This window comes from Mesorhizobium sp. P2_B11 (genome assembly GCF_056404855.1).
Map to the genome: position 1 here is coordinate 70,848 of NZ_JBFUDF010000004.1, position 22,362 is coordinate 93,209.

Here is a 22,362-nt window from a genome sequence, read left to right on the forward strand (position 1 = left end):
GGAAGAGTATGCAACCAGCCACTCATAGTAGCGCCTGCCCCATCCTGAGAATTCGTCGTCAGGCGTTTGTAAGGCCGTCGTTCCACCCGTGGCAATGCCACTGTGTTCCTTCGTGCCGACAAAACTCTATGCACGGGTGCAATCGGCTGACAACCGGCATGCTTAAGCCGTGAAGTCGAAACGGCAATGGTCGTGCCGGCCATCGCAGGCGCAATAGGTCTCCTCGCATTCCACTGCCGCCGGATCCACGATGCCGAGCAGGAATGAGAAAGCGCCAGTGATAAAACCTTCGAACATGTAGCAGACGCGCTGGCCACGCTGCTGCCCGGCTTCGAGCGCGAAGATCGAATTCTTCAGGCTGATGCTGCCGCGGCGACCGGCAATATCCAGCACATCGATGGAGAACTGGCCCCAGCCGCGTTGCGACAGGCGCTGGAAATAGTGGCGGAAGGTCGCGTCAGGGTCGAGGCCTTTGCCGCGCACCTGCGCCTCGCACCATTCGATGGCCGATTTCGCCGTCGATGCGCGCAGGGTGGCGCTGTAGGCCTCGCGGCCGAGGGCTGCCTCGACCGCAAGATGGTTGTTCACCAGGAAATGCCTGGGCAGATAGACCATCGGCAGCCCGTCGGTCCGCCAGATGCCGGTGGTGTCATCGACATCGATCGGAACCGCGGGCTGCATGACGGCTGCCGACTAAGCCGCTTGCCGCTGCGAGGCGACCGAGGCCGACTGGTCCTTGTAGAGCTCGCCATCCTTCATGATGACGATGAGGTTCTTCTCATGCACCATCATGTCGAGATCCTTCAGCGGATCGCCATTGACCAGCAGGAGGTCGGCAATAAAACCTTCCTTGACCATGCCGAGCTCGTCGCCGAGGCCCATCACCTGGCCGCCGAGCCGCGTGCCGCACTGCAGGGCTTCGCTGGGCGAATATCCCAGCAGGTCGACGAAATGTTTCAGGTCGCGCGCGTTGGTGCCTTGCGGCGTCTGCGCGAAACCATAGTCGCCGCCGATCAGCGCGCGTACGCCGCGCTTGCGCAGTTCGGTGTAGACCTTGCGGCTGTCGTCGAGGATGCGCTGCATGCCGAACTTCACCGCCATCTCATGCGTGAAGCCCCACGGCTCACCTTCATAGAGCGTGCCGTAGATGATGCCGATGGCCGGGCCGACGAAGATGCGGTCCTTGGCCGATTCCAGCGCATCGAGCGCTTCCTCGTCGGCGGATTCACAGTGATAGATGACGTCGACGCCACACTTGACCGCGCGTTTCACCGAACCGGCGGCGCGGGCATGGCAGTTGATCTTCTTGCCGAAGTCACGCGCCACCGACACCGCTGTCATCACCTCGGCCTCGCTCATGACGGTCAGGCCGCCATGCGCTGCGGGGCTGAGATCGTCGCCAGAGATGTTGATCTTGATGTTGTCGGCGCCTTCGCGGCAGCACAGCCGCACCGCCTTGGTGATCTCCTCGACGCCATCGGCGATCATGCCGAAGCTCTCGTGATACATATGCTGCTGGCGCTCGTCGCCGAGGCCGCCGGTGACGGTGATCTCCGGGCTGCCGGCGCGCATGCGCGGTCCGGGCAGGCGGCCGGCGTTGATCTCGTTGCGGATGACGATGTCGAGCCTGAGCTTCGAGGTCGCCGCGCTGTAGGCGCTGGTGAAACCATGGTCGAGCAAGGTCTTGGCGTTGCGCATGGTGAGCAGCAGATGCTCCTCGGGCGGGATCAGGCCGAGATCGGAATCCTTGATCGCGCCGCCGAAGGAAATGTGAGCATGGCCCTCAACAAGGCCCGGCATCAGCGTCATGCCGCGGCATTCGACGGTCGTCGCGCCCTCGCCCGACAATTGGCCTGGCGTGCGCGCGATGGTGACGATGCGGCCATTGTCGACCAGGAGATCGGCCGGAAAGGCATCGGCGCCGGTGCCATCCCAGATCATGGCATTTCGAAACATCACTCTTGTCATGACATCGTCCTTTCGCGTTTGGCGGGTTACTGATTGACGGCTCGGGCGGCGACGACGTCGTCGGCCACGACATTGGAGAGGATGCCGACGCCTTCGAGCTCGATCTCGCAGACATCGCCATGCTTCATGAACAGTTGCGGCTTGCGCGCCATGCCGACACCGGCAGGCGTGCCGGTGACGAGAATGTCGCCGGGCTCCAGCGTGATCGCTTCGCTGATGATCGAGATCAGCGAGGCGACATCGAAGATCATGTCATCGGTCGAGGCGTTCTGGACGACCTCGCCATTGAGCCGCGTCTGGATGCGCAGGCCCTTGCCGCCTGGCGGCAACTCGTCAGATGTCACGAAGATCGGCCCGAACGAGCCGGTGCCGTCGAAATTCTTGCCGACGGTCCATTGCGGCGACTTGGTCTGGAAGTCGCGGATCGAGGCATCGTTGAAGATGGAATAGCCGGCGACGTGGGAAAGCGCCTGGGCCTTGGGAATGTGGCGGCCGCCCTTGCCGATGATGGCTACCATCTCGCCCTCATAGTCGAGCTGGATCGAAGCTTCCGGCCGGCGGATCGCCGCGCCATGGCCGATCAGGCTGGTCGAAAAGCGCGCGAACAAGGTCGGATAGGCCGGCGGCGTAAAACCGCTCTCGATCGAGTGGTCGACATAGTTGAGGCCGACGCAGATGATCTTGCCCGGCGTCGCGATCGGCGGCAGCCATTCGACCGCCTTCGCATCGATCTTGCGACCGCAGGCCAGCTTCTCGCCGGCGGCGTGGAGCGCTTGCCCGCCTTCGGCGATCAGTTCGTCCAGCCAGCCCGGAAACATCGCATCGCTGGCGTCGATGCCGCGGAACTCGCCTGCCGGCAAGGCGATCGCCAGCCCAGGTCCCCGCGACGATTTATAGACTGCAAATCGCACTGGCCACATCCTCGTTGGTGAAGGCTAGACTTTGTTGAGAAATTATATATCTGTCAACAGAGAATATATTATTTTGCATTCTGATTTCTGGCTGAGATAATGTATCAAGGCTCCTCAAGGAACGGATTCGACCGCGGGCAAGCGAATGGCTAGGGAAGGCTCGATCAATCTCACCCAGGGCGCGTATGAGGATCTGCGCGCCGACCTGTTGTCGTGCCGGATCGTGCCCGGCAGCCGGCTCAAGGTCCAGGAACTTTGCGACCGGCTGTCCGTCAGCCTCGGCGCCATCCGCGAGGCGCTGTCGCGGCTGACCTCGGAAGGCCTGGTCGTGGCCGAGCCTCAGCGCGGCTTCCGCGCTGCACCCATCTCGGCCGAGGACCTGCTCGACCTCACCAAGACGCGCATCCAGATCGAGACGCTGTGCATCCGCCGCGCCATCGAGGTCGGCGATGTCGCCTGGGAATCGCAGCTGGTCGCCGCACTCCACCGACTGTCGCGCACGCCCGAGCACACGCCCGACGATCCGGTGCATTCGAGCGACGAATGGGCGACCGCGCACGCGGCCTTCCACAAGGCGCTGGTGGCCGGCTGCGATAGCCACTGGCTGCTGCGCCTGCGCGACCAGCTTTACGACCAGAGTGAGCGCTATCGCCGCCGCTCGGTCTCGCTGGCGCCAAAGGCCCGCAACATCACCAAGGAACATCAGGACCTCGCCACCGCCGTGCTCGACCGCAATGCCGAGAAGGCCGCCGAATTGCTGGCGGCGCATCTGGCTGTCACCACCGACATCCTTTTGGCGGCCGAGGCCTCCGACCTGCCGGTGCCAAAGACGAAGGTACGGGCGTAGCGTTTCATTTCCAAATTCCTCCGGGAACAAAACGCCGCCCGTGCAAACGAGCGGCGTTTTGCGTCACTGGTTACTGGCGCAGATTGGTCCAGATCCGGTCATAGGCGCGGATCGCCTTCTCGTCGCAGGACGGCGCGAAGGTGATCTTCAGGTCGGCCGGCGGATTGAACTCCGGCGAACCGCCAATGTCGGGCGCCAGGAACTTGTTCGATCCGGCGATCGCGCTCTGGTAGCCGGTGTATTTCTGCTGCAGCGCGATGTTTTCCGGGTCCATCAGAAAGTTGAGAAATTTTCTCGCGTTCTCGACATTGGGCGCGCTGGTCGGCACCGCAACATTGTCCATCCAGCCGACAACGCCTTCCTTAGGATAGACGTATTTGACCGTCGATTTCTGCTGCCGTGTCGCCAGCGCCTTACCCGACCACTGCTCATGCATGACCGTTTCGCCGGCAACCTGGCGCTCGACGATGCCGTCGGAATTGTAGACTTTGACGAAGGGCTTCTGCGCCTCGAGCAACGCGTTCAGTTCCTTCAGATCAGCCGGATTGCTGTTGCACTGGTCCTTGCCGAGATAGACCAGCGCCAGCGACATCACCTCGGTCGGCGAGCCGAACATGCCGACCTTGCCCTTGAGCTCCGCCGGCGGATCGAACAGCGGCTTCAAACTATCGGTCGGGCCTTTGTAGACAGCGGTGTCGACGGAATAGGAGGTCGTGCCCCACACCCACGGCACGGTGTATTTCGCATCGGGATCCCAGGACCGGTGCTGCCATTCCGCATCGACATTTTTGAAGTTCGGCATCGCGCTCGCATCGACTTCCTGAAACAGCTTCTGCTTGACGAAAATCGGCACAAAATCGTTGCTGATGATCATCACGTCATAGCCGGCGGCACCGGAGCTGAGCTTGGCGAGTGCCGTCTCGTTGGAATCGTAGGTGTCGATGGTGACCTTGATCCCGGTCTCGGCCTCGAACTTCTTGATCATTTCGTCCGACGTGTAGTCGGTCCAGTTGTAGATATGCAGCTCGCCGGCATCGGCGAGTGCCGTGGTGGTGATTGCGCCGAGCATGGCGGCGGCAAGCGCTATCCTCGAAAGTCCTTCTTTCCATTTGGTCACGGTCGTTCTCCTCTGGTTTCTTATTTTCTAGGCAAATCGGTTGCGTCGCCCGACGAGCAGGGCCGCGGCGACAAAGACGATGGAAACGGCAAGCAGGATGGTGGAGATGGCGTTGACCTCCGGCGTCACGCCAAGCCGCATCATGCCGTAGATGTAGACAGGCAAGGTGGTCGAGCCGGCGCTCGACACCATCATCGAGATCAGGAAATCGTCGAGCGAAACGACGAAGGCCATGATGGCGCCGGCCGAGATTGCAGGCAGCAGCAAAGGCAGTGTTATCAGGCGAAACAACCGCCACTCATCGGCATAGAGATCGCGTCCCGCCTCCTCCAGCGTGCCGCCCATGTCGCGCAGCCGCGCCTGGATCGGCAGCAGCGCGAACGGGATGCAAAAGACGGTGTGGGCGATCATCAGATTGAGCAGCCCGTGATGCATGCCGAGGCCGGAGAAGAAGATCAGCGTGGTGATCGCCACGACGATCTCGGGCACCACCAGCGGCATGGCGATCAGCGCCGTCGCCGCACCGCGCCCAAAGCGCAGCCGGCCGCGCTCCAGCGCAATCGCGCCGGCGGTGGCAATCGCGGTCGAGGCAATGGTGGCAACGATGGCGACGATGACGCTGTTGTAGGCGGCGTCGCGAATAGCGCTGTTGTTGGCCACCGCCACGAACCATTTGAAGCTGAAGCCGGCCCAGACGGTGACCAGCCGGCTCGAGTTGAAGGCATAGATCACCAGGATCAGCAGCGGCGCGTAGAAGAACAGGAATATCAGCGCGGTATAGGCCGACAGGCCGGGCGTGTGGCGCCAGTCGAAAGGCTTTGCGCCATTCATCGCTGGTCCTCCTGTGCACGGCGCGAGCGGATGACGAAGACGGTCAGCACCACGACCGTCACCACGGTCGAAAGAGCCGCTCCAAACGGCCAGTTGCGCGATGAGGTGAACTGCATCTGGATCAGGCTGCCGATGAGCAGCTTCTTGCCCCCGCCGAGCAGGTCGGGCGCCAGGAACGAACCCAATGCCGGCGCGAACACCAGTGTTGCGCCGGCCAGCGCGCCAGGCCTGGCCAAAGGCCAGACGATGCGGCGGAAGACGGCGGCGCGGCTGGCATAGAGATCGTGCGCGGCCTCGATCAGCCTGATATCGATGCGCTCCAGCGTCGAATAGATCGGCAGCACCATGAAAGGCAGGAAGGTGTAGACGAGGCCGAGCAGGATCGAGCCGTCATTGTAGAGCAGCGGCAGCGGATCGGAGATGATGCCGGCATGGCGCAGCGCGCCATTCGCAAGGCCCTCGTCGCGCAGGATCAGGATCCAGCAATAGGTGCGGATCAGCGTGTTGATCCAGAACGGCAGCGTGACGGCAAACAGAAGGATCCGCCGGCGCTCAGGTGTCTGGCAGACAATGTACCATGCAACCGGCAGGCCAAGCACGAGGCAGATCAGAGTGGTGGCGATCGCGAGATAGATCGAGCGCAGGATGATCAGCGCATAGCTCGGCGAAAACACCAGGCTGTCGTCGAAATCGCGCTGATAGAGAAACTGCAGATAGGCGTCGAAGGTCGCAGGCTGGGTGACGCCGCCATAGGGGTTGGCGGTCATGAAGGAATAGCCGACGGCCAGCAGCAATGGCAGCACCATGAAGATGCCGATCACCAGCATGGCCGGCGCGATCAGGAGCCAGGTGCGGTTCGGACCCATCTCAGTTCGCCAGCTCGCGTTCGACGCCGCGCGCCCAGTCGACGACGACCCGGTCGCCGGTCGCAAGCGTGGCACCGCCGCGCGAGCGCGAGTGCAGTTTCGCCCCCTCCTCCAGCACGACCTCATAGAGCGTGTCGGAGCCGAGGAAGGTAATGGCGGAGACGGCGCCCGTGGCGTGCCCCTTGGCGCCGTCCGATGCCCGCGAAACCACGATGTGCTCCGGCCGAACGACGATGGTCTTCGCCGGATCGCGGCCGAGGGCGGCACCCGGCAGAAGATTGGACTCGCCGATGAAGTCGGCAACAAAACGATCCTGCGGATTGTCGTAGATATCGCGCGGCGTGCCGACCTGCAGCACGTCGCCGTTGCGCATCACCGCGATGCGGTCGGACATGGCCAGTGCCTCTTCCTGGTCGTGCGTGACCAGCACGAAGGTGATGCCGGTCTCGCGCTGCAGCCGCTTCAATTCGCTCTGCATGCCCTTGCGCAGTTTGAGGTCGAGCGCCGACAGCGGCTCGTCGAGCAAAAGCACGCTGGGCTTCGGCGCCAGCGCACGCGCCACCGCGACACGCTGCTGCTGGCCGCCCGACAATTGCGCCGGGCGCCGCGTGGCGAAGCCTTCGAGCCGCACCATTTCGAGCGCTTCCTTGACGCGCTCCTCGATCAGCGCTTTCGGCGCGTTCTGCATTTGCAGCCCAAACGCGACATTCTCGGCGACGCTCATATGCGGAAACAGCGCGTAGCTCTGGAACACCGTGTTGACCGGCCGCTTCTGCGGCGGCAGCGCCGCGACGTCGCTACCGGCGATGCGGATGGCGCCAGTGCTCGGCGCCTCGAAACCGGCGATCAGGCGCAAGAGGGTTGTCTTGCCGCAGCCCGATGGCCCCAACAGGGTGAAGAACTCATTGTCGTAGATGTCAAGGCTGACTTCCTTCAGCGCGTGGACGGGATCGGCATCCCTGGTCACGAAGGACTTTGACACGCTGTGGATGTCGATCATGACCGGCACATTCCTGGACTGCGTTTGAGATGGCCGGAAGGCCATCACGGTCGTCTGGCGCCGCACCTAAAAATTCGCTCCAAAATTATATTTGTCAACGGATAATATATTGTTTTGCAGTTCGACATGTGAATGTGTGGCGGACGCCGTTCTGAGCTGCCTCAGAGCCCTTTGCGCTCAGAGCACCTTGCCGGTTTCCGGGTGGAGCAGGTGCATGTGGCCCATGCCGAGCGACAGCGTCGCCATCTCCCCAGGCTTCGGCGTCGCTGCCGGATCGATGCGCGCCGTGGCCTCGGCGCCGGCCACCAGCACATGTAGCAGCGTCTCCATGCCCATCGGCTCGACCACCTCGACCGGCACCTTGATGTCGACGCTATCGGGCCGCTCGCGTTGCTCGGTAATATGCTCTGGACGCAGGCCGAATTCCAGTTCGCGCCCGGCATGGGCCGCATAGCGCGCGGTGCGGGAAGCCGGCACCGAAAGTTCGGTTCCATCGCCGAGCACCACCGCCAGCCGGTCACCGCGCCCTTCCAGCCGGCACTTGAAGAAATTCATGCCGGGGCTGCCGATGAAGCCGGCGACGAAGCGGCTGGCCGGCTCATGATAGAGATCGTTGGGCGGCCCGATCTGTTCGATGCGGCCCTTGTTCATGACCACGACACGGTCGGCCAGCGTCATCGCCTCGACCTGGTCGTGGGTGACATAGACCGTGGTGGTGGCGACCATCTGGTGCAGCTTCTTGATCTCGGCGCGCATCTTGACCCTGAGCTTGGCGTCGAGATTGGAAAGCGGCTCGTCGAACAGAAACACCTTTGGCTGGCGCACCATGGCGCGGCCCATGGCGACGCGCTGGCGCTGACCGCCGGAGAGCTGGTGCGGCTTGCGGTGAAGAAGCTCGCTGAGATCGAGGATGTCGGCGACGCGCGCAATGCGTTGCGTCACCTCGCCATCCGGCACCTTGCGGATGCGCAGGCCGAAAGCCATGTTCTGCGCCACCGTCATCTGCGGATAGAGCGCGTAACTCTGGAAGACCATGGCGATGTCGCGGTCGCGGGCCTGGACGTTGTTGACGAGCTTGCCGCCGATAAGGATCTCGCCGCCACTTGGCCGGTCGAGCCCCGCCACCATGCGCAGCGTCGTCGACTTGCCGCAGCCGGACGGACCGACGAGGACGACGAACTCGCCCTCGGCAATGTCGAGGTCGATATCGTGCACGACCTTCAGGTTCTGAAAACTCTTGGAAATCTTGCGCAGTTCGACATCGGCCATGGCGCTATTCCTTTGCCGTCGGCGCAAACATATCGAGCGCCAGTGCAGCTGTGCCGATCACGCCAGCATCGTTGCCATGCTCGGCCGCCACGATCACCGGCGGGCGGCCGGGCTTGAGCAGCACGAAATCCCGGACGTTCTTGGCAATGCGGTCGGTGAAGAACGGACCGGCCAGCGACAGGCCGCCGCCGATGATCGCCGCCTCGATGTTGAGCATGTTCGACATGATGCCGATCATCTGGCCGAGCCAGCGCGCCACTTCGTCGACGACCTGCAGAGCGATCGCATCGCCGCCCTTGGCGAGATCGACGACGGTTTCGGCGTCCTTCGCATCGGTATCGGGCTTCAGCTGGCGATAGCGGTTGACCAAGGCGCGGGCGCTGGCGAGGTTCTCGACCATGCCCGGCACCGGGTCGGCAATGTCGGTGCGGGCCGGGTCGAGCGAGATGCAGCCAAATTGCGGCGGCAGGCCATCCGGGCCGTCAATGACCTTGCGGTCGATGACCATGGAACCGCCAATGCCGGTGCCGAGCGTCAGCAGCGCAAAGCGCGAGTACGGACGTCCCGCGCCATGGCGCATTTCGCCATGGGTGGCGCTGACGGCATCGTTGCGGACAACGGCCGGCACGCCGAAGCGGATCGAGAACATTTTCGACAGCGATCCTTTGAGCAGCGCCGGGATCGCCGGGCAACGGCCGTTCAGCATGCCGGTCTCGGGATTGGGCGTGCCCGGCACGCCTATGCCGATGGCAGCGATGTCGGGATAGACTTTTCTCAGCGTCTCGGTGGCTTTTGTAACCAGGTGGACGAAATCCGCGAACTCGATATCGCGGTGTACAGGCACGGCGCCACGCGCCAGCACCTTGCCTGAACCGTCGACGACGCCGAGCTTGACCAGGCTGCCGCCAATGTCGATTCCGATCGCGGTAACCATCACGCCTCCTTGCGGATGCGCACGTTGAGCCGCCGTCCGAGGTTGGGGTAGATCATCTTGTCCGGGTCGATGCCGCGCGCGAGCGCCAGCTCGCAGCCGTACCATTGCAGCGGCATCGGCGCCCAGCTTCCGGCAAGCCATTGTTGTTCCGGCGCGGTCGGCCAGCTGACATCGAGATCGAAGCGGGTCGGGTGGCCAGAGAGGTTGAGGACGACCGTGCGCGGTCCAAGCTCGGCCAGCGCCTCGCCGAGATTGGCCGCAACCTTCGCCTCGCTCTCGGTCTGTGCAATAGCGATAACCAGGCTCTTGTCCGTCGTGCCGTAGACATGGCCGTGCAAGGCCTCTTCTGTATCGAAAGCAGAGGTCGGCACGCCGCTGATCTCGGCGATCTTGAGCGATGCTTCGAGCGCGGTGCCGAGATGCGTCGCCTGGCCGGCGACCAGGATATAGTCGGGAACACCGAAGCGGGTGACCAGATCCTTCGCGGCGGCAAGACCGGTCTCCGCAGTCTTCTCGAGCTGGGCGAGCAGCCCCGAGACATCGAGTGTCTTCTTGGCGAGCTTGGCCGCGACCGCCAGGACCGAGATGACCGTGGCGGTGTAGCCCATGGTCTTGGGGCCGACCGTCTCCGGGCCGATCGGCATGACGATGATCTCGGCGCCGGTTTCGGTAATCAGGCTGCCGGCCTCGCCGGTGACGACGAGCGTTGGAAACCCAAGCTCCACCGACAGACGCACTGCCTCGATCGTGGTGATGCTCATGCCGGACTGCGATGCCGCCAGAACCAGCGTGCGCTGGTCCGATGCCTTGGGCGGCAGGCGCAGGAACGCTTCAGGCTCCTTGGCGATCACCGATGCGCCCGTGCCCTCTTCCAGCGCCTCGGCGCCGGCCAGCAGGGCATTCATCGACGAGCCGGTGCCGAGAAGCACGATCCGCTGCGGCGCCTGGCGCAGGCTCGCAAAACCGTCGAGCTCCGCGCCGATCGCAGCGGGCAGGCTGGTGAGCGTCGCGGGCTGCCGTCGGATGTATTTGCCTATCTGCATCTCAATGTTCCATCAGTTCGAAATGTCGGAAATCATTTGCTGTAGCCCTTGCTCAGGCCGCTGATGAATTGCCGCGAGAACAGGGTGAACAGCAGCACCAGCGGCACCGCGCCAAGCGTGAGGGCGGCAAGCAGCGCCGGGTAGTCGTTCATGAACTGGCCGACGAATTGCTGCACGCCGAGCGTCACCGTCTGGTTCTGCCGGCTTGGCGCCAGGATCAAAGGGAACCACAGGTCGTTCCACACCGGCAGCATGGTCAGTGCCGCCACCGCGGCGAGGCCCGGCCGGACCAGCGGCAGCACGATCCAGAAGGTGCGCAATTCGCTCGCGCCATCCATGCGCGCCGCTTCCTTGAGATCGGTCGGCACGGTGCGGAAATAGGTGACCATCAGCGTCACCGCGATCGGGATGCTCATGGCGGTGTAGACGAGGATGAGCGCCGCCAGCGTGTCCATCAGCCGCCAGGCCAGCATCATCTGGATGAGCGGAATGGTGCCGAGCCGGATCGGCAGCATGATGCCGAGCACGAACAGGCCGCCGAGCAGCGACGCCAGCCGCACCCGGTACTCGACCAGCGCAAAGGCGGCGAGTGTCGACAGCACCACGGTCAGCCCGATCGTCGTCACCGTGACGATCAGGCTGTTGCGGTAATTGACGATGAAATTGCCGCGGGTAAAGACCCGCTTGTAGCCTTCGAGGCTGAAGGTTTTGGCCGTCGGCAGGTCGAACGGCCCGCCGAAAATCGCCGGCGTCGTCTTCAGCGAATTGATGATGACGATCAGCACCGGCCCGATGGCCAGCAGCACGAAGACGATCAGCAGCGCATGCACGATGATGCGCTCCATTGTCCAGGGTTCGCGGTCCTGGCGGCGGCGGGCAGCTGGTATGGCGAGGTCTTGAGCGCTCATCTCAGCTCCTAGACCGAATAGGATTTCAAGCGGCGCTGGATCAGCCAGAAATAGGCTGCGGTGACCAGCAACACCGTGAGGAAGATGACCGTTGCGACCGCGCTACCCAGATCGAGATCGGCAAGCTGCCCGCTCGAGCCGAAGAAGGTGCGGTAGAAATAGGTGCCGAGAATATCGGTGCTGTAGTTCGGCCCGGGCGCCGAGCCGTTGAGCGCGAACACCAGGTCGAAGCCATTGAACGTCCAGATATAGGTGAGGATGGCGATCAGCCCGAACTGCGGCGCGATAAGAGGGAACTTGATCTTCCAGAAGGTCGTCCAGCCGCCGGCGCCGTCGATGTTGGCGGCTTCGACCAGCTCGTTGGGCACCGCCAGCAAGGCGCTGTAGAGGAACACCATCGGGATGCCGAAATACTGCCAGACCGACATCAGCGAGATGGTGGTGAGCGCCGTCGATTCCGTGCCCAGCAGCGGGAAGCCGACCAGGCCCCAGAGCGGGTTGATGATCAGCCGCCAGACGAAGCCGACAATGACCACCGACAGCGTCGCCGGGATGAACAGCAGCGTGCGATAAATGCCTTCCGAGCGCGCCAGTTTGCCCGAAGTGAGCAGCGCGGCAAGCAGCAGACCCATCGGCACTTCAACGATCAGATGGATGGCGAAATACTGCATGTTGTTGAGCAACGCATTCCAGAAACGGGCGCTGATGGTCGGATGGGTGAACAGCCGCTCGTAATTGGCGAAGCCGACGAAGACGTCACCCGCGCCGCCACTGGTCTGGAAGAAGCTCATGACGATCGAGGTCGCCAGCGGCAGCACGGCAAAGACCAGATAGACGGCCAGCGCCGGCAGCACGAACAGCAGCAGGTTTCGATAGGCGGCAGCGGGAGATATCAACGTAAAACCTCATCTTCACGCCGTCCGTCATGGCCGGCGTGCCGTCAGGCTTGCGCATGCCCCGCCAACTGGCAAGGCATGCGCAAAGCAGAGCCGGATTACTTCTTCTGCGGTCCATACCAGGAGGCGAGGCCGGCCTGGAGTTCGGTCGCAACCTGCTGCGGCGTGACGTCGGACTTGGTGAACATCACCTGCAGCAGGCGCCAGGTCTCGTCGTCGAGCGGCGGCGTGCCGGCGCTCAGCCGATCCAGCGCCAGGCGCGGCGTCAGCTCGGCGCCCTTTTTCAGATCGGCAAAGTCCTGCGCCAGCTTGTTCTTGTAGGTCACCGGCTTCGAGCTCATCGCAAAGAAGCCGGGCGCGGCGTTGACGTACAGCTCCTGGAACTCAGGTCCGGCGACCCAGTCGAGGAAGGTCTTCGCCGCATCCTTGTGCGCGCTCTTGGCGTTGATGCCGATGCCCATGTCAGGCATTTCCTGGAGATAGCGCTTGTCACCCGCCTTCGGCACCGGAGGGCCGAACACGCCGACATTGAGACCGGTCGAGGTCGCCTGGTTGATGTCCCATGAACCATCGGGAAGGATGGCCGCTTTGCCGAGCGTGAACAGCTGCGTCATGTCGGCATAGTTCAGGCTTTCCTGGCCGGACGGCAGGAACGGCTTCCAGGCTGCGAAGGCAGCAATGGCGTCGACGAATTCAGGATCGGTCAGCTTCTTCTTGCCGTCGATCAGGCCGAGCCGGCCCTCTTCGCCTTTCCAGTAGGCCGGGCCGATCGAGTAGAGGCCGTTATAGGCGAGCTGCCAGGATTCGGCCGAACCGTAGGCGAGCGGCGTGTAGCGGCCATCCTTCTTGATTGCGGTCAGCACATCGATGAACTCGGCGCTGGTTGTGGGAACCTTGAGGCCCAATTCCTTGAAGATGTCGGCATTGTAGTAGAAGCCGGCGAGCACGGCGGCGACCGGCAGGCAGTAGGTCTTGTCGTCGGCGCCGGTCCAGGCAGCCCGCGAGGTCTTGTCGAAGTTCTCCAGCCCCGCCAGGCCGTCAAGCGATTCGAAATAGCCGCGCTTGATCCATTCGCGGTTCACGTCGAACGGCCGGCAGGTGATCAGGTCGCCACCGGCGCCGCCTTCGATCTGCGACTGTACCGCGGCGTTGTATTCATTGGTGTTGATCGGCGCGAACTCGACCTTGATGCCGGGATGCTTGGCCTCGAAGGCCGGCAGGATGGTGTCCTGCCACACCGCAATGTCCTCGGTGCGCCAGCTGTTCAAGGTGATGGTCACCGGGTCGGCAAACGCGGCACCGACACCGCCTGAAAACATCACGCCAAGCGTTGCCGCCAGCGGGATCGATACACGTATGGAACGCATTGTCCTGCTCTCCCTCAAGATGGTGCCTCGTGTGGATTCACGATTTTGCACTGTTGCCTCGGACCATACCTACTGATACATCTTGTGACAAGTGGTATTGTGTTGTCTTTTCTCGTCGAGAGGTCGCTGCCCGGCTAAGGCAGCATTCGGATTGACGGCAAGAAATCTGGGAGGACTTGTATGATTGGAGTTGGAATTCTGGGCTCGGGCTTCATTGCCGAGACCTATGCGGACTCGATCCTCGATGTGCGCAACGCCGAGCTGGTCGCCTGCTCGTCGCGCAATTTCGAGCGCGCCACCGCCTTCGCAACGAAGTGGGGTCCCAAAGTCACCGCCCACAAGGACATCGACGCGCTGTGCGCCAATCCGAAGGTTGAGCTGGTGGTCATCGCATTGCCCAACGAAATCCATCTCGAAGCCGTCAGGATCGCAGCAAAGCACGGCAAGGCCGTCATCTGCACCAAGCCGCTGGCGCGGACCGGCAAGGAGGCGCAGGAGATCCTCGACATCGTCAAGCGCGCCGGCATCTGGCATGGCTATGCGGAATGCGCGGTGTTTTCCCCCAACATCGCCAAGGCGCACCAGATGATCCAGGCAGGCGGCATCGGCGATCTCTTGACCATGCGGGCGCGCGAAGCACATTCCGGCCCGCACGCGCCGCATTTCTGGAACGCCGAACTCGCCGGCGGCGGCGCCCTGCTCGACATGGGCTGCCACACCGTCGAAAGCGCGCGTCACTTCTTCGGCAAGGACAATGAAATCACCGAGGTGTTCGCGTGGGGCGCGACGCTGGTCCACGGTGACAAGACGTCAGGGGAAGATACGGCCATCGCACTGTTGAAATTCGCCGGCGGCCAGCTTGCCACCATCGAATCGTCATGGATCGAGAAAGGCGGCATGCAGCTGCGCCACGAACTGGTCGGCTCCGCGGGCCGCATCGTCACCGACACGTCGGTCGGCCCGGTCTGGGGCTTTATCGAGAAGCCGGTTGGCTATCTCGTCGAAAAGGCCGATTCCGAGACCGGCTGGGTCTATCCAGTGCCGGAGGAGACCCGCGCCTATGGTTTTTCCCAACAGATGCGCCATTTCGTCGACCATTTCGCGGCGGGAACGACGCCGCTGGAAACCTTCGAGGACGGCGTTATCGTCAACCACATAATTGACGCCTGCTACCGTTCGATGCGAACGGGCGTATGGGAAAAGATCAAGGGGTGACCGTGATGGAGGGCTCGCCACTGCAGTCGGACGGACCCGAACCACTCTGGCGGCAGGCCGCCGATGCGATCCTGCAGGAGATCGCCTCTGGCAAGCTTGCCTCTGGCGCGCGCCTGCCGGCCGAGCGCGACCTGTTCACCCGCATGTCGATATCGAGGGTGACCTTGCGCCGCGCGCTGCAGAGCCTGGTCGAGGAAGGCGTGCTGACGCCCTCGCACGGACGCGGCTGGTATGTCTCGGCCAAGGTGCCGAAGGAGTTCCCCAACACGCTGGAATCTTTCAGCGAGACCGCCAGGCGCCTCGGCCTGACGCCCTCTTCCAATGTGTTGCGCGCCGAACAGGCGCCGGCCTCGCTGGACGAGGCCGAGGAGCTGTCGATCGCGCCGGGTGCCGCGCTGTTTCACCTCGAACGCATCCGCCGCCTCGATCAGGTCCCGGTCGCCGTCGACACCTCGTTCTTTGCCGCAAGCCTCGTTCCCGATCTTAGCCGCGTCGACTTCAGCAACGCGTCGCTGTTCGGCTTGCTGATCGATGCCGGTGTCGATCTGGCGCGCGCCGAAACCACGATCGAGGCGCATGACGCCGATCCTGTTCTGGCGCGCCACCTCGATATCGATGTCGGCAAATCCACGCTCGTGATGCGCCAGCTCATCGTCGACACCGCCGGCCGGCCGCTGCTCTCCTCGACCATCCGCTACGCCGGCGACCGCTACCGCCTGCGCACGTCATTCTCGCGCACAGGCAGGCCCACAAGCCGCAATCCCTGAAACAGACGGCGGCCTCGCCTGCCGCAGCCTATTGCGCCGACGCAACGACACACACGGCGGCAACCGTCGCCATGCTGCGGCACAGCGCTGGCTGGTCGAGGCGCGGGTCTTCGATCAGTGCCTGTGCATCCCCGTCCACCGTAGCGCCGGTGAAGAAGACGGGCAGCGGCGCCCCTGCGCCATGCGCTTCGGCATTGCGCGCAACGATGCTGGCGGCGGTGTCGGTCGGCGGGACCTCATAGGTCGACACCACCACCAGATCGGCGCCGACATAGGTCAGGTCGTAATTGGCCGAAATGGCAAGGCTGCCCTGATCGATCGCATAGCTGCCGGGCTCGCTCGCCTGCACCGCATCCGTGGACAGCGCCCCGCTGAAGGCATCGCCATTGGCGAGCCCCATGCCGCCAACCTTGTAGGTCAGCGGTGGATTGGGCATGCCTTGCGCCCGCACCTTGGCATCGGCCGTCACAGTGATCGCGCGCTGCGTCACCGAGAGATCATTGCCGACATAGCTGATGGCGTAATTGGCGTTGGCGAGACTGCCCTGGTTGATGCCGTAGCTGCCGACACCGGACGCCGTCGTCGCCGACGTCGCCAGCGCACCGCTCAAGGCATCGCCATTGACCAGATTGCCAGATGTCACCTGATAGGTCAGCGCCGGATTGGCATTACCATAGGTACGGCTCGCGGCATTGGCCGTCACAGTGATCGCGCGCTGCGTCACCGAGAGAGTGTTGCCGACATAGCTGATGGCGTAATTGGCGTTGGCCAGGCTACCCCGTGTGATGCTGTAGCTACCGACGCCTGATGCTGTCGTCGCCGACGTCGCCAGCACGCCGCTCAAGACATCGCCATTGATCAGGTTGCCCGATGTCACCTGGTAGGTCAGCATCGGATTGGTATCGCCATAGGCGCGGCTCGCCGCATTGGCCGTCACCGTAAGCGCGCGGGGCGTCACCGACAGGGTCTTGCCGACATAGGTGATCGCATAGTTGGCGTTGTCGAGGCTGCCCCGATCGATGCCGTAGCTGCCTACCCCTGAAGTTGCGGTGGCTGATGTCGCCAGTTCGCCGGTCAGGCTGTCGCTGTTGACCAGATTGCCCGAGGTCACTTGATAGGTCAGCGCCGGGTTGGCGTCGCCATAGACGCGGCTCTTGGCGTCGGCTGTCACGGTGATGTCGCGTTGCGTTACCGACAGATTGTTGCCGACATAGCTGATGGCGTAATTAGCGTTGTCGATGCTGCCCCGATCGATGCCGTAGGTGCCAACGCCAGACGCCGTCGTGGCCGATGTCGTCAGCGAACCGGCAAGGCTGTCGTTGTTGACCAGATTGCCTGATGTCACCTTGTAGGTCAGCGCGGGATTGGCGTCGCCGTAGGCCCGGCTTTTGGCATCGGCCGTGACCGTGATGGCGCGTTGCGTCACGGCCAGATTGTTGCCGACGTAGCTGATCGCATAATTGGCATTGGCAAGGCTGCCTTGCGTGATGCCGTAGCTGCCGACGCCCGACGCCGTCGTCGCCGACGTCGCCAGCGCACCGCTCAATGCATCGCCATTGACGAGATCGCCCGCTGTCACCTGATAGGTCAGAGCCGGGTTCGCATTGCCGTAGATACGACTCTTGCCATCGGCGCTTACTGTGATGGCGCGCTGCGTTACCACCAGATTGTTGCCGACATAGGTGATGGCATAATTGGCGTTGTCGAGGCTGCCTCGAACGATGCCATAATTGCCGACACCAGAGCCTGCGGTGGCAGATGTTGCCAGCGCGCCGGTCAGGCTGTCGCTGTTGACCAGATTGCCAGAAGTCACCTGATAGGTCAGCGCCGGGTTGGCGTTGCCATAGATGCGGCTCTTGCCATCGGCCGTCACCGTGATGGCGCGCTGCGTCACCGACAGATCATTGGCGACATAGCTGATTGCATAGTTGGCGTTGTCGAGGCTGCCCTGCGTGATGGTGTAGGTGCCCACTCCCGAAGCCGTCGTTGCCGACGTCGCCAGTTCGCCGGTCAAGCTGTCGCCATTGACCAGATTGCCAGCGGTCACCTGATAGGTCAGCGCCGGATTGGCCTCGCCGTAGATACGGCTCGCGGCATCGGCGCTCACCGTGATGGCGCGCTTGCCGATGGTGAAATCGGCGCCGACGAAGGTGATGTCGTAGTTGGAGTTGGAGACGTCGAGCGTGCCCTGGTTGATCGCATAGCTGCCGGCACTCTCGCCGGCCACGCGGTCAAGGCTGCCCGTCAGCGTCAAACCGCCAAGGTTGGAGACAGAGTAGGTGTAGGCTGCTGGATCGCTGTCGCCATAGATCTTGCTCTGTCCCGGATCGACGGTGACTGTGATGGCGCGCTTGCCGATGGTGAAGTTGGCGCCGACATAGGTGATGTCATAGTTCGAATTGTTGGCATTGGTCAGCGTGCCTTGCACGATGGCATAGGTGCCGGCGTTCTCACCCGCATCGCGGTCGAGCGACCCTCCCAGCGCCATGCCTGCGCCAAGATCGGAGACGGTATAGCCGTAGGATGATGGATCGGCATCGCCATAGATCTTGTGCTGGTTCGGCGTGACCGTAACCGTCACCGCGCGCTTGACGATGGAGAGCTGGCCGGTGCTGCTGAAGGCGAACGCGTAGCCGTTCAGTGTCGCGAGGCTGCCGGCACCAACGGTGATTGCATAAGGCCCGCCTCCAACCTGCTCATCGGCCGGCGGCGTGGCGGAAGACAGCGACGGCGCGCCGGTGAATGTGTTGGCGGCGTTGTCGCCGAGATAGGCGTTGGCCACACCCGTCTGGTAGCCGGACACCGTATAGGCCAGCGCTGGCACTGCGGTATCGCCATAGGTCTTGGTGGCATTGGTCGAAGTGAAGGTCAGCGTCGGCCGGTAGGCAAAGACATAGCGGTTGTCGCTGACGCTTACCGTGCCACCGGCTGCCGTGTTCCACACCGCGGTGTTGCCGCTGTTGAGGTTGCCGAATGTGTTGCCGGTTGGCCCGGCCGCATAGACCAGCCAGCGGCCGCTGGTGGCGGTGACGGCGTCGCTGCCACGGTTGTTGATGAATTTTCCGGTGGCCGAAAGCACCGGATCGGCGCCGCTGACCTTGGCGCCCGCCGCGATGGTCAGGTCACCCGTCGTCTGCAGCTTGACCTGGCCCGTTGTGGTGACGCCGGCCGTGGTCACTGCGCGCGCGCCCGAGACGGTGCCGACGGCAAGTCCGCCTTGATCGGCCAGGTTCACCGATCCCGTATTGGCAGCAACCGTGCCGATCTGGTTGCCGGCATTGGTCAAGCCAAAGCTGCCCGTGCCGCCGAGCAGCAGCGATGCCGCCGTCAGGCCACTGGTCTGCGTGACCGTGCCATTCGACGACAGCGCCAGCGTGCCGGCGCCGACGTTGATCGCCTGGTCGAGCGCGAAGGTCGTTGCCGCCGTCTCGATCTGCCAGTTGGCGAAGGTGAGGCTGCCGACATAGGTCGAGCCGACGGCGGTTGCGGCGGCATCTTGCAGCGCCGACAGTGACGTGATGGAACTGTCCGCCTCGTCGAGGCGCCAGTTGCCGTAAACGTTGAGGTTGGAGACGTTGCCGCCCGCAAGCCCGGTGCGGAACGTTACGCCGTTTTGAGCGCCAGAGCTGTCATTCGGATGCGCATCGCGGACGGTGTAGGCCAGCACGCTGTTGTTGATCCAGCCGGTCGGCACGGCAATGTAGTAATAGCCGTTGACGCCAGTGGTCACCGTGCCGATGTCGACGCCGTTCGAGACGCCGGTGACGAAACCCGGATTCTTGACGTAGACGGGCTGACGGGTGCCCGAGGATAGCGGTGTGACACCGCTATCCTTGTAGGCGATGCCGGAAATCGCCTGGACGCCGTTTGGATAAAAACTGTTCAGATAGGGATAGAGACCGCCGGTCCCGCCGCCGAAAGCCGCGCTGAGGGCTGTGGTGCCGCCCCCTTGCAACTGGGCCGTGGTCAGGCCCGTGCTGGTGACACCTGGCGTGCCGCCGCTGCCCACGCCCGTGGTCGTTCCCGAGGTGGTGGTGTCGAAATAGACGTTTGTGACCGTGCCCCAGGAAAAGCCGACGCTGCCGCCGATGCCGGTGGCGCCCGACGTTCCGTTGACGGCGCCGGTTGAATAACCATCGCTGAGCGAGCCCGTATTGAACCCGACCAGGCCACCGGTCTTGTCGCCGCCGAGAACCGAGCCGCTGGCATAGACCTGGCTGATCGTGCCGCTGTTGGAGCCCGCGATGCCGCCGACGGCGTTCGAATCGCGCGATTGCACCGCCACCGTCGAGAACGACCGGCTGATGGATCCGTCATTCTGGCCGACCAGACCGCCCGAGCCGCTGACGCCTTGGAGATAGCCGCTCGCCCAGACGCCCGAGATTGTGCCCTTGTTCCAGCCCGCGATGGCGCCCGTTTCGTAGGAGCCGCTGGTGTAGCTGTCGACCAGGCCGACATTGCGCACCACGCCGGCCCCGCCGACATAGCCGAACAGGCCGACATAGTTGGCCGGGATCTGCCTCACCCAAATCTGGTTGATGATGTGCCCGAGCCCGTCGAACATGCCGTTAAATCCGTTGCCACCATTCTGGATGTTGGTGTTGCCGTCGGTGCCGAGGGCCGTGAACCCCATCAGATTGTTCCACGAATAAGTGGAACTGGCCTCGATGTCGTTGGCGAGCGCGTAGCGCCCGTTCAGCCCGCTGTTGATCGCCTGCAACTGGTTGACGTCGTAGATCAGCGTATAGCTCTGGCCGTTGATCGACAGCGCCTGCGCCCCGGGCGTGCCGGTGAAGGTGGCCGACGCGCCCAGCGCATAGGAGATCGTGCCGCCACTGCCGCCATTGTTGGTGACCAGCGACAGTCCGCCCAGACCACCGATCGTGGCATTCGCGTTGAAGACGATCGAATGATAGGCGCTGAGCGTCAGCGTGTTGGCGCTCCAGGCGATCGGCGCGGCGACGGTGATGTCGCCGGCCTGCGAGCCGCCGCTGCCTGTCGAGATGGTGACATTGGCCATCGCCAGCAGGTTCTGCAGCGTGGTGACGTTGATGACGCTGTCATTGGTGTTGGCGGTCATGCTGCCGCCGGTGTTGTTGGTCCCGTTGGAGATGGTGACGTTGTAGGGATCGAGCAGCAGGTCGCCGGTGTCGCCGAAGCGGGCGCGCAAATCGACCTCACCGATGAAGTCGAGCCGCTGCTTGCCGGAGACTTCGGTGAAGCCGCCATTGCCGGCGACGTCGCCACCGCGTGCGGAAATCTTGCCGGCGAATTTTGTCTGCTCATCGGACCAGACGATGACGGTGCCGCCATCTCCGGTGCCGGTGGCATCGGCGCTGATRGTGGTGTCCTTGTCGATCTCGGTGGTGGTGGCGGTCTGCAGGCTGCCCTTGCCCTGCTTGTCGCCGCCGATCTTGACCGTGCCGCCGCCATCCTTGCCCGACGCATCGAGCTTGGCCGCCTTGAGTTTCAGCTTCCTGCCGGTGACGGTGATCTTGCCGCCTTTGCCGCCGGCTTTGGCCGAGGCATCGAGCTTGCCGGAGATTTCCACCGAACCGTCGCCACCGCCGAGCACGATGGCGCCGGATTGGCCGGAGACGGTGCGGGCCTCGATGACGCCGGACATGTTGACGGCCTGGCGCGCGGCATCGCGCACGGCGGCAGCCTTGAGTTCCACTGTCCCGCCATCGGCGCTGATCGTGCCGGAATTGCCGACCAGCGCGTTGCTGCCGTCAGCCTTGGTCGGCACCGACACCTGGAGAAAACCATCGCCGGAGAGATCGAGCGCGGCCTTCTCGCCGGAGCCCAGCCCGACCTTGCCCAGCGGCACGCTGATCGTGCCGGCATTGTCGACGCTGCCGCCGATCAACGCCGCATAGCCGCCGCGGCCGATGCTGATCGAGCCCTGGTTGGAGACGGCAGCCGATGCGCCCTTGCCCTGAAACTCGAGCTTTCCGGCCTCAAAATCCTCATCGCTGATAGCAAGCGATGACCCGACGAAGCCGGCGGCACTGACCTTGCCGGTTTTGGAGATGGCGATGCCGTTGGGATTGACCAAAAACACCTGGCCATTGGCGTTGAGCTGGCCGGCGATGGTCGACTTCGTGCCGCCAGTGACGCGGTTGAGCATCGTCGAGGTCGATGTCGGCTGGTCGATATCAACCCTTGCTCCAGCGCCGATCGAAAAGCTCTGCCAGTTGACGATGGCCGAATTGGTCGACTGCTTGATGGAGAGCTGCGAGGCCGAGGGATTGGAGATCGTCACGCCACCCGAGGCCACACTGCCTCCGGTCGGCAGTTCCTGTGCCCGCACCATCGATGTGAAGCCGACGAGCGCCGTCGATGTCAAAAGCAGCGCCATCAAAGGCGCGCTGGTGCGGCGGGAGTGCCAGGGGAAAAGGCTGTGGTGCTGCATGATCTGGC

At 63.4% G+C, this 22,362-nt stretch carries 17 protein-coding genes; 3 read left to right on the forward strand and 14 right to left on the reverse strand.

The features are described 5' to 3' along the window. Positions 1–162: 162 nt before the first annotated feature. Genes AC1DYJ_RS13915 through AC1DYJ_RS13925 form a run of 3 tightly spaced genes read right to left on the reverse strand, consistent with a single transcriptional unit; the run spans position 163 to position 2,879 of the window. Positions 163–681, reverse strand: coding sequence for a DUF5943 domain-containing protein (locus tag AC1DYJ_RS13915; RefSeq protein WP_477288389.1), 519 nt, complete (start codon positions 679–681; stop codon positions 163–165). Between the two features lie 12 nt (positions 682–693). After that, entirely contained in the window at positions 694–1,968 is a 1,275-nt protein-coding gene (locus tag AC1DYJ_RS13920) for a metal-dependent hydrolase family protein (RefSeq protein WP_477288387.1), read from the reverse strand. A 26-nt stretch (positions 1,969–1,994) separates the two neighbouring features. Then, positions 1,995–2,879: a fumarylacetoacetate hydrolase family protein gene (locus tag AC1DYJ_RS13925; protein ID WP_477288385.1), complete on the reverse strand. Its 885-nt coding sequence runs from the start codon at positions 2,877–2,879 to the stop codon at positions 1,995–1,997. Positions 2,880–3,024: 145 nt separating this feature from the next. Between AC1DYJ_RS13925 and AC1DYJ_RS13930 the strand changes: the two genes are divergently transcribed. Then, positions 3,025–3,726 carry a GntR family transcriptional regulator gene (locus AC1DYJ_RS13930; protein WP_477288383.1) on the forward strand — a complete coding sequence of 234 codons (702 nt, stop codon included), beginning with the start codon at positions 3,025–3,027 and terminating at the stop codon, positions 3,724–3,726. A gap of 70 nt (positions 3,727–3,796) precedes the next feature. Here AC1DYJ_RS13930 and AC1DYJ_RS13935 read toward each other — a convergent pair whose 3' ends face one another. From AC1DYJ_RS13935 to AC1DYJ_RS13980, 10 genes are all read right to left on the reverse strand, one after another. Further along, on the reverse strand, positions 3,797–4,843 hold the full coding sequence (locus AC1DYJ_RS13935; RefSeq protein ID WP_477288381.1) for an extracellular solute-binding protein: 1,047 nt from the start codon (positions 4,841–4,843) through the stop codon (positions 3,797–3,799). Between the two features lie 27 nt (positions 4,844–4,870). Then, positions 4,871–5,674, reverse strand: a complete 804-nt coding sequence (locus AC1DYJ_RS13940) for an ABC transporter permease (protein WP_477288379.1) — start codon at positions 5,672–5,674, stop codon at positions 4,871–4,873. Next, positions 5,671–6,540: an ABC transporter permease gene (locus tag AC1DYJ_RS13945; RefSeq protein WP_477288377.1), complete on the reverse strand. Its 870-nt coding sequence runs from the start codon at positions 6,538–6,540 to the stop codon at positions 5,671–5,673. The genes AC1DYJ_RS13940 and AC1DYJ_RS13945 overlap by 4 nt, the downstream gene beginning before the upstream one ends. Before the next feature lies 1 nt (position 6,541). Further along, complete coding sequence (locus AC1DYJ_RS13950) at positions 6,542–7,540, reverse strand: ABC transporter ATP-binding protein (protein ID WP_477288375.1); 999 nt, start codon at positions 7,538–7,540, stop codon at positions 6,542–6,544. A gap of 177 nt (positions 7,541–7,717) precedes the next feature. After that, the gene (locus tag AC1DYJ_RS13955) at positions 7,718–8,809 is read right to left on the reverse strand and encodes an ABC transporter ATP-binding protein (protein ID WP_477288373.1); all 1,092 of its coding nucleotides are present in this window, start codon (positions 8,807–8,809) and stop codon (positions 7,718–7,720) included. A 4-nt stretch (positions 8,810–8,813) separates the two neighbouring features. Continuing rightward, positions 8,814–9,743: an ROK family protein gene (locus AC1DYJ_RS13960; RefSeq protein WP_477288371.1), complete on the reverse strand. Its 930-nt coding sequence runs from the start codon at positions 9,741–9,743 to the stop codon at positions 8,814–8,816. Next, the gene (locus AC1DYJ_RS13965; protein WP_477288369.1) at positions 9,743–10,786 is read right to left on the reverse strand and encodes an SIS domain-containing protein; all 1,044 of its coding nucleotides are present in this window, start codon (positions 10,784–10,786) and stop codon (positions 9,743–9,745) included. Before AC1DYJ_RS13965 ends, AC1DYJ_RS13960 begins: the two co-directional genes overlap by 1 nt. A gap of 32 nt (positions 10,787–10,818) precedes the next feature. Beyond that, the gene (locus AC1DYJ_RS13970) at positions 10,819–11,631 is read right to left on the reverse strand and encodes a carbohydrate ABC transporter permease (RefSeq protein ID WP_477288511.1); all 813 of its coding nucleotides are present in this window, start codon (positions 11,629–11,631) and stop codon (positions 10,819–10,821) included. A gap of 71 nt (positions 11,632–11,702) precedes the next feature. After that, the gene (locus AC1DYJ_RS13975; protein WP_477288367.1) at positions 11,703–12,590 is read right to left on the reverse strand and encodes a carbohydrate ABC transporter permease; all 888 of its coding nucleotides are present in this window, start codon (positions 12,588–12,590) and stop codon (positions 11,703–11,705) included. A gap of 98 nt (positions 12,591–12,688) precedes the next feature. Beyond that, positions 12,689–13,957, reverse strand: coding sequence for an ABC transporter substrate-binding protein (locus tag AC1DYJ_RS13980; protein ID WP_477288365.1), 1,269 nt, complete (start codon positions 13,955–13,957; stop codon positions 12,689–12,691). 180 nt (positions 13,958–14,137) lie between these two features. Between AC1DYJ_RS13980 and AC1DYJ_RS13985 the strand changes: the two genes are divergently transcribed. Both AC1DYJ_RS13985 and AC1DYJ_RS13990 read left to right on the forward strand, forming a co-directional pair. Next, the gene (locus AC1DYJ_RS13985) at positions 14,138–15,172 is read left to right on the forward strand and encodes a Gfo/Idh/MocA family protein (protein ID WP_477288363.1); all 1,035 of its coding nucleotides are present in this window, start codon (positions 14,138–14,140) and stop codon (positions 15,170–15,172) included. A 5-nt stretch (positions 15,173–15,177) separates the two neighbouring features. Beyond that, positions 15,178–15,939, forward strand: a complete 762-nt coding sequence (locus tag AC1DYJ_RS13990; RefSeq protein ID WP_477288509.1) for a GntR family transcriptional regulator — start codon at positions 15,178–15,180, stop codon at positions 15,937–15,939. A gap of 28 nt (positions 15,940–15,967) precedes the next feature. Here the strand turns inward: AC1DYJ_RS13990 and AC1DYJ_RS13995 are convergent, their stop codons facing one another. Further along, entirely contained in the window at positions 15,968–22,354 is a 6,387-nt protein-coding gene (locus AC1DYJ_RS13995) for an MBG domain-containing protein (protein WP_477426116.1), read from the reverse strand. Between the last annotated feature and the right edge of the window lie 8 nt (positions 22,355–22,362).

Bases quoted from the DNA above. Each gene is read 5' to 3' on its own strand.
- AC1DYJ_RS13915 (WP_477288389.1), bottom strand. From the start codon at position 681: ATGCAGCCCGCGGTTCCGATCGATGTCGATGACACCACCGGCATCTGG.
- AC1DYJ_RS13920 (WP_477288387.1), bottom strand. From the start codon at position 1,968: ATGACAAGAGTGATGTTTCGAAATGCCATGATCTGGGATGGCACCGGC.
- AC1DYJ_RS13930 (WP_477288383.1), top strand. From the start codon at position 3,025: ATGGCTAGGGAAGGCTCGATCAATCTCACCCAGGGCGCGTATGAGGAT.
- AC1DYJ_RS13940 (WP_477288379.1), bottom strand. From the start codon at position 5,674: ATGAATGGCGCAAAGCCTTTCGACTGGCGCCACACGCCCGGCCTGTCG.
- AC1DYJ_RS13945 (WP_477288377.1), bottom strand. From the start codon at position 6,540: ATGGGTCCGAACCGCACCTGGCTCCTGATCGCGCCGGCCATGCTGGTG.
- AC1DYJ_RS13950 (WP_477288375.1), bottom strand. From the start codon at position 7,540: ATGATCGACATCCACAGCGTGTCAAAGTCCTTCGTGACCAGGGATGCC.
- AC1DYJ_RS13955 (WP_477288373.1), bottom strand. From the start codon at position 8,809: ATGGCCGATGTCGAACTGCGCAAGATTTCCAAGAGTTTTCAGAACCTG.
- AC1DYJ_RS13960 (WP_477288371.1), bottom strand. From the start codon at position 9,743: ATGGTTACCGCGATCGGAATCGACATTGGCGGCAGCCTGGTCAAGCTC.
- AC1DYJ_RS13965 (WP_477288369.1), bottom strand. From the start codon at position 10,786: ATGCAGATAGGCAAATACATCCGACGGCAGCCCGCGACGCTCACCAGC.
- AC1DYJ_RS13970 (WP_477288511.1), bottom strand. From the start codon at position 11,631: ATGGAGCGCATCATCGTGCATGCGCTGCTGATCGTCTTCGTGCTGCTG.
- AC1DYJ_RS13980 (WP_477288365.1), bottom strand. From the start codon at position 13,957: ATGCGTTCCATACGTGTATCGATCCCGCTGGCGGCAACGCTTGGCGTG.
- AC1DYJ_RS13985 (WP_477288363.1), top strand. From the start codon at position 14,138: ATGATTGGAGTTGGAATTCTGGGCTCGGGCTTCATTGCCGAGACCTAT.
- AC1DYJ_RS13990 (WP_477288509.1), top strand. From the start codon at position 15,178: ATGGAGGGCTCGCCACTGCAGTCGGACGGACCCGAACCACTCTGGCGG.